Source organism: Streptococcus sp. GMD4S (assembly GCF_000296955.1).
Genome location: NZ_AJRE01000292.1, coordinates 1 through 945, shown reverse-complemented (window position 1 = coordinate 945; position 945 = coordinate 1). Strand labels below are relative to the sequence as shown.

The 945-nt window shown below is 40.4% G+C and carries 2 protein-coding genes; both read right to left on the bottom strand.

The window, feature by feature from the left end; all coding sequences use genetic code 11:
• Nucleotides 1-389, bottom strand: a 389-nt coding sequence (locus tag GMD4S_RS09445) for a TIGR01440 family protein (protein ID WP_000659505.1), incomplete at its 3' end; no start/stop codon positions are given.
• 109 nt (nt 390-498) lie between these two features.
• Nucleotides 499-945: sensor histidine kinase (locus GMD4S_RS09440; protein WP_000574569.1), on the bottom strand; the 447-nt coding region annotated here is incomplete at its 5' end.

Genomic DNA, 945 nt, shown 5'->3' with positions numbered 1-945 from the left:
GCATGGGCCTTGATAAATTCAACCTCAACTGGATCCCGCATAAACTTGAAGGCTGCCAACTGACCCGAACCTCCTGCATGAAGTGTAGGAAGGACACTGACGATTTCAAGACCAAACCGCTCTGCCAGCTGACGTTCAACAACGAGGGCACGATTAACATGTTCACAACCTTGAACAGCTAGATGAATTCCTTTTTCCTCTAGGATATCTAGAATGGTCTTCACAATGATTTCCCCAATTTCTTGACTGGATTCCTTGCCAATCTGACCACCTATCACCTCACTAGAAGAAAGGCCCAAAACAAAGATAGCCCCTTGCTTCAAATTGGCCTTTTCTAATACATCTTCAACAATCTGGCTTGTTGCTCTTTGAATGTCTTTTTCCTTCATACTTGATACCTCTTTTGTCATTATCTATCATATCTTTTTTTACTGATTTTATCAAGGCCAACTAATCATTCTGATTTTTAAAAGCAAAACTCCCAGAGTGAACTGGGAGTTAGCTAATTGCTATTTTATTAATGTATATTTCAACTGTTGTCCCTTTTTCGGGTGCAGAATTGATCTTCATCTGATAGTTTTCTCCAAAATGAAGTTTGAGTCGTTGGTCGACATTTTGAAGGCCAACTCCCCCACGTTTGAGCTGACTTTGACTGCTATCACCAGGATTTTGGAAGCCAACGCCATCATCCTCAATGCGGATGACAAGCCCTGTATTCTGTTTCTGAACAGAAACTTTAATATGTCCATGACCTTCCTTCTCCTTAATACCATGGTAAAGGGCATTTTCTACAAGAGGTTGCAACACCAGTTTAGGCAAGACTAAATTATCAAAAGCAGAATCTTCATCAATCTCATACTCCAGCTTATCACCATAGCGTTGTTTCTGGATAAAGAGGTACTGGCGGACATGATTGATTTCATCAGAAAGAGAAATCAAATCCTT